Raw genomic sequence first — 7,044 nt, forward strand, 5'->3', positions numbered from 1 at the left:
GTCTGGCAAACAGCAGAGAGCCGGTTTTCAGCAGAATGACTGAGGAAGCGGCCTTGCCCAATGGCATGGCCAGCCCGCCTGCTTCAGATATTTTTTCAATGCCACTGTGATAGGCATATTGGCTGTTTCGATCAAGATCAACACCATAGCGTTCCAGCCAGTGCTGGAAAGGTGTAAACAGTCTGTGTGTGTAATCACCCCTGTTGGTCAGATCCAGAAGATAGAGGAACGCCATGTTCGAGAGAGACAGTCTGGCTGCCTCCGGAGCGGTATAGGTCACCAGTAGAGGATTGTAGTTGGAGTAGTACCAGATAACCGCCTGTAACAGAGAGGCTGAAGGTTTGACCCAGTAATCATTGAGCTGTCGCTCAACCGCTGCGGCGTGAGCCTGCACCAATGTGTCATGGATAGCCCGGATCAGCTCTGATTCAAATATTCCAGCAGCATGAGCGTAAGGTTCCAGGGTATCCTGAACATTGGTCAGGAATGCTGCCGTCTTGCGGCCGTTTTCAAAGGCAATATCGTCAAGAATGTAGTTGGCGATGATAGCAGCTGCGTATTCTTTCATGCCGGCAACAGACTCTTTCATACCTGCCGGGCTGGTGGCAGTCACGGGGACAGCCGTAAAGGCACTCTGCATGAATTCCTCAGTGCCTTTGTCGGACAGCATCTGGACAACGGTCTTGAAGTGAGGCAAATTGACGCCGTGTCTGTGGCCAAGGAAGTGTTCAAATTCATCCACTGTCTGATAACCATCCACACCTCTAACGGCTTTCATGTAGTTCTCAAGTTCAACCTTACTGATCACACCTTCACGCAGCAGACCGATAATCTTGTTACCACTGGCAGAACGAGTAGCGAAATATTCTGAGAAGCCTTTCAGGTCCTCTGGTTCATGCTCGACAAAGTGAATGGCTGCTGCGCCCATGCCGTATATTTCGTCTTCGTATTGTTGAGCCCCGGTTTTTAGCTCGATCCTGGCCCTGTGTGCCAGAAATTCGACTTCTTTCAGGGCATTCGTGGGCTGATCTTCTGCAGACTCAGACCTAAAGGTCGCCTTCAGGTTTTTGAAGACTTCCGCAATACGTCTGGCCTGATCAAACGTCAGATGGTCTCCAACCATTGCCTGCAGGCGAATCGGTGCCAATTCATCATCAAAATCGAAAGTCGGAAGGTATGGTAGTATTAGCTTACCGCTTTTTTCTGCCGATTCTGCAAGAGCCATTGCGGCTGACAGAGCTTGTTTCTTGAGAGAGTGCGTCTGCATATAAGCGTGCAACTCGGTTAGTATTTTTGCCTGTTTCGGCGTGTACTGGAAGGGGCCACCCTCATTTTCGACAGCTTCCTGTGCCGCTTCCAGGGCTTGCTTCATGTTCTCTATAGTCGCCGTCTTGAGTTCTACTTCCTTTTTCAGGCGCTCCTGCTGCAGGGTCAGTTGCAGGATCTTCCCGCCAGTACCGTCATATCCGCCCAGCTTTACTTGTTTGTTTTTCAGGGCGTCGATCCGGTCTTCATAATTGGCACTATAATCTTGTTTAAGACCCAGTTCATCTTCAATGTCTTTAAGATTTTCTTCATGATCCGCCAGAGCTTTTTGTGCTAACGGTATAGCCGCACTTTTCTGTTTCAGGACTGACTCCAGCGCGGCTATCTCGTCTTCAAGCAGAGCTTTGGCTTCCTGATCGACGCCCTTAAGCTCGTCAATCTCCTGATTTTTACTGTCCAGATTGTGTCTTGCATCACTTTCTTCTGCTCGTGCGAGGATCACTTCCTTCAGTTTATGGTCGCGCTCACGCATGAATTTTGCGATCTGAGCGTACTTTTTCATGATCTCAGGCAGTTCACCAACTGTTTCAACGACTACCTCGAATTTATCCCGACCGGGAGTGGCTACGGAGGCTTTAATGGCATTAAAATAATTCTCTTCTTCTGATGCATCAGGGTTACTCTCAACAGAGATGTCCAGATCTGATGTGACAGCTCTCAGTTTCAGAACAACTTCTGCTCGTCTCCCTGAACCGTCTCCCTGCAGGAAATGTCTGATGTCGTCTACTCGCTCTTCCGAGGTTTGCTCATCAACTGCAACCAGACCTAAACCGGTCTGAATTTGTTTCATTCTCTGATTAATAATTGCCTTTTCTTCATCCGTGAGAGGGAAGGTGGCAGGAGAATTAGATACCACACGTACATGAAGAATAGCCCCCAGCTTGCGGTAAAGAGCCTGCAGCTCATTTTCAGCTTCTCCCACAGCTTTCCTGGCTCTGGCTACTTCTCGATCAAGAGCGTACCGGGGTTTAGGTCCCAGGCGAGCCATTAGCCCGTCCAGTCTATTTTCAATGGTTGCGATTCGCTCATTAACGTCAGACTGACTCGCATTGAAAATTTCTCCGAACAGCTCATTGAGTTTCGCTTCAATCAGGCTGTTCTGGTCGTCGATAGCGGCATCATCTTTATAGTCCTTAATGTTGAGCTGGTGAGCTACTTTATTGTTTCTGGCTCTTCTGACAGCTTCATCGTCATTGGCCATGCCCACTATTAACGCCTGAATTTTGGCTTTTAAAGCATCCTTCCCATCAGGCAGGTTGTCATCTACTTCAAGTGCTACATGCAGATCTTTGGCCAGTTTAGCGGTGAGAGCCTTGACCTTGTCTTTAGCAGCAATGTGTTCAGAAGGGTAGATCTTGAGCTTGTCCTCTACGGCTGCAAGTAAACGTGCCTGTCTTTCACTGGCTTGCTTTTCCAGATGCAAATCTTCGACTTTATAGGCAAGAGTCGCATGAAGCCTCCTGAGTTTGAGAACACTCTCGTCGAGCGCTGTGCTGTCTTCTTTCCAGAGGGTCTGATCTATCTGCTCCAGCGTATCTTCCGGAACATCATCACCTTCAAGCAGTGTGAGAATCAGGGGAAGTCTTGCTGCCTGGTCATCCTCTTCGTTGAATTTAATGTTGAGTATTTTTTCTATGGTTTCCAGCCGATCGGTCTGTCGCAACCTGGCTTGCTTATCCGGGGCAGGGTCTTCGAGTTTATAGCGAAGGTGGGCAAGAAGCCTGATGAGTGTCAGGTTCTTCACGTTCAGGGTTTTGCTTTCAAATGCCCAAAGGATGATATCTATCTCATCCCGTATCTCATCCAGTTTCTCATCCGGGATAGCATGGCTATTGAGTATGCCGGAAATCCTGGTGAGTCTTGATATTTTGTCGTCCTCTTCATAGGCTATGACGCCGAGTATTTCTTCTGCGACCCCCAGTATGCTCAGGGCCTCTTTCTCAGCCAGCTGTCTGGCGTCTCTGATGTACACCTGCACCTCTCTGGAAATGTCCTGGCGACGGAGATAGACGTCGTCGTTTTGATCAAGGCAATGCATATCAAGGGCGTTTTCTACGGCAGTGAGTGTCTCAAGGACTTCAGGCATGACTTTGGGGTGGCCTGGTGTTCTGATGTCTTCCAGTTCTTTTTCCAGCTTCGCAAGTTTAAAGAGCTTGAGATATACCGTTCTTTCCAGGATAAAGCGGTCTTCCAGATTGCTGTCTTTAGCCAGCTCATTACCAAGAATCTTTTTCAGAGTGGCTTTTCTGACGTGGGTGAAGGAGTCCTCTAAATCCTTTTGACCGAGCAGGGTCTTAAGTCTGTTACGCATGATTTCATGTTTAGTGTACATTGCCTTAAGTTTCTGAATCAGGCGATCATGTTGAGCTTCAATATCATCATCATCAGCATTACTATCATAATCCGGAATGTTTAAATGTGCGGCAATGGTTTTATAGAGGGCTTTGATTTCATCTTCTTTTTCAGCATCTTTTCTAATGCTCTGTAGCCGAAGATGTTCTTGAACGATCTGAACTGCCTGCTGTTTTGCTGGCTCCTGAATGGCTTGGTAACGGACTTCCAGGTTTTTTTCTTCATCCGGGACGAGACTCAGCTGAACGTCAATGTTAGCCGGATTATTCTGGGCTATCCAATCGGCTGGTTCTGCCTTTTGTTGCAGGTGCTGTTGAATGGATCGATGACCCGAATCCAGACCGTTTTCATTGTCTGGAGTAATATCGTGCTCGCTTTCAATGGCTGCCAGTTGTTCTTTGACTGCTTCTTCCCGAGGTTTTTCTGTTGCAGCGTTTGCTGCGGTAACCGTCGCGGTATCTGATATTGTCGCAACCGGTGTTGCGGCGACCGACGTCCTGGCAACCGCTGTTGTGGCCAACGGTGTTGCGATGACCGATGTTGCGATGACCGATGTTGCGATGACTGATGTTGCGATAACCGATGTTGCGGTAACCGATGTTGCGGTAACTGGTCGTCGGATTTCAATAATTTTCTGGCTGATGAGTCTGGCTTGTTTTGCTAATGGCTGGGCATCCTCCCAGTTATCAATGCCAAGCTCTGCTGCCATTTGAGCGTTGCGAGCTTTTGTGGCATCGGTTCTGGCATTAAGAATTAGTTGTTCCAGATCTTCCTCATCGGAGAGTTCAGCGTCTTGTTCCAGCTGCTGTTGAATGAACTGAAGGTTAGTCAGGTCGTTTCCATTGTCCAAAATAAAACCGCGCTTGCCGCCAATATCCGCCTGTTTTGTTTTTGCAGCCTCTTTAACAGGCTCTCCTGTTGCGGCAACCAATGGGTTGATCGCCAGAGTTTTTTTTCCGGTGAGTCTGGCTTGTTCTTCCGGTGGCTGGGTATCATCCCAATCATCAATATCGGGCTTTGCTGCCGTTTGAGTATTGAAAGTTTTTGTGGCAAATGATTTGAAAATTCGAATTTTTTTCTCCAGCTTGGGAATTCGTTCGACATCCCGCTGAAGTTCCAGTAACAGGCTACGCAGTTCTCCCCTCTCTCCTCTAAGCCGTGCGAGCTCATTCTCAATTCTTTGCTTGCTTCGAAGTGCTTTGAATAATTCCTGTTTACTGGTAGTGGATTTCTCCGTTGTGAGCTCTATATGGCTTCTAAACCGGATGAGTTCACTTTCTCGTTCGCTTTCACTTGCCTGCAGCATTTCCAGCGAGCTTTCCAGCTCAATCAGCTTTCTGGCCATGTCGCTCGTGACTTTGGAAGCAAACTCTGTGTTATCTCCAAGAATATCGATCTGGGCTTCATTGGTAATGCTGACAAGAGGTACCACTTCCTTAATATTGTGGAGAAACAGCTGATTATTCAGGAGTTTGCTAATTTCGCGTCTCAAGCTGAAGTGTCGTTCGATTTGAGCACGCATCCAGGTTGGTGTGATGACCGAAGCAGCGATGTTGACATGATCTGGTGTGAATACAAATTCATCTGCTTGATCTGGAGTAGCACTGATCAATGCCTGCTCGAGAGATGCCCAGTATGCAAGCTCAATCGTCGCCTGTTCTTTTTTCAGTGAAAGCTTAGTCGATTGATCTTCGTAAGCTCTGGCATCGTACATCTCAAATAAATCTTCCAGCAGTGCCATCTGCGAGCTTCGAATGATGTATTGTAAGTTTTTGATCCTATCTTTTTTTACCTTCACTGATACCGGAGAGCTGGGGTTATCAGGGTCTATGTCCCAGAGGTTACGGAAGCTTCTGGCAAAAGCGGTGTCGGCCAGGTTCTGCTTCTGACCACGGAAAACAATAATCTCCCCCGAAGCCTCAGACACTTCCAGTTTTGGGTAACCCGCAGGCACAGGATAAACCTGTGTCTCATCCTCGAAGTGGACGACATATCCGACGGGTTTCTGGTATGACAACAAATCATTCAGGACTTTCTGTTGTAAATCTTTTTCCAGAACGTGAACCTGGGTGTAGGCAGTAGTCGCTGCTGCTAAAAGCGCTTCATCATTGACAAAGAGCGATTGACCCAGACGCTGCAGTTCAGGCGGCTGATCGCCGACAGCGACAAGACGCATAAAGGTGCGCCCATTCACTTCAACTTTGTCTACTTTAATGGTGGCAAGGGCTACATAGTGATCGACTTTGCCAAGGTTGCCTGCTCTATCATTGGCTCCTTTCAATACTCCGACCAGCTTTTTGGGGCTGACGACTCTCGTTAACGGTTCAAATGGTTGGGTGCCATCCAAGTGTGCAAGAACAGCCTCAATTGAATCCTGATCGGTCATTCCATTTCTGACTTCAATGATCAGCTCTTCTTCTGCAAGGTTATGGGTGAATCTGAAGACCCCCTCATTACCGACCTTGACGACTTTGGTGTATTTTTGAGCAACGTCATTGTCGTCTGTCTCAAACAGATCAACAGTGGAAACGCCACCGTCGATACCAGAAAGAACGTCTGTGAAGCCTTCAGAAAATATGTCATGGACAGTCCTTGCTTCAGCCTGATCAGGGTAGGTGGTAGTAAAGGATTTGGGTATTGGCTGCTGGTCATCACCTAAAGTTGGCTGAACCACGACCTCACTCTGGGTAAACTCCGTATGTCCATTGTCCAATATAATCATGGATTTTGTCTGCAGCCTGCGTTCGGCCAGTGCCTGTGTACCAGTGATGGAAGAAATGATGGAAACGGCCACGGCAAGGCTGATTGCGTTGGGGCGAACATATGTCATTCTACTACCTCAGAGCTGAGTATTTTATTACCGTGAAAAGTGATCACCACACCAGATAAGCAGGCAACTTCCAGTTTCTCATGGCTGTTCCGGTAAGTTGTTGAGTGAATTTAGTTCACAGTGGCAAATTCGGTAAGCAATTGAGCGAATTTAGTTCGTAATGACAAAGTCCAATGCCAGTAAAATTGAGTGGTTTTTTCAGGGCGGGAATACATTCATGCATGCCTGAAAACAGGGTTTATTTGATAGCCTGACCTGAAAGCAATCACTATGTATTCCTTTATACTGGTTGCTTTTCGATGGGTATTGCTACTGAGGGGGCATTCACTGATTTCTGATATTAAAGTTCGCCGTGGATTTTCTTATCTTTATCAGGGTCGAACCTCTCAATCTCGTGACCAGCCATTGCTGCTTTCACAGCTGTAGAGGAGGCAGGTGCTGAGGTCCTCCTGGCTTTCCTGTCAATATTCTGATGCCATTTGTAGAGGGCACCCAGAGTGTAAGAGTAAGGAATACTTTCTGCATGGGAGAATGAC

Annotated in this window: 2 protein-coding genes; both read right to left on the reverse strand. The window is 47.5% G+C overall.

All coding sequences use genetic code 11. The features are described 5' to 3' along the window. Window positions 1-4,055: 4,055 nt before the first annotated feature. Window positions 4,056-4,277 carry a hypothetical protein gene (locus KDK16_RS13650; protein ID WP_373690988.1) on the reverse strand — a complete coding sequence of 74 codons (222 nt, stop codon included), beginning with the start codon at window positions 4,275-4,277 and terminating at the stop codon, window positions 4,056-4,058. 2,571 nt (window positions 4,278-6,848) lie between these two features. Then, the coding region (locus KDK16_RS12500) for a hypothetical protein (RefSeq protein WP_257255358.1) at window positions 6,849-7,044 on the reverse strand (196 nt) is incomplete at its 5' end.

This window comes from Endozoicomonas sp. SESOKO4 (genome assembly GCF_024606275.1).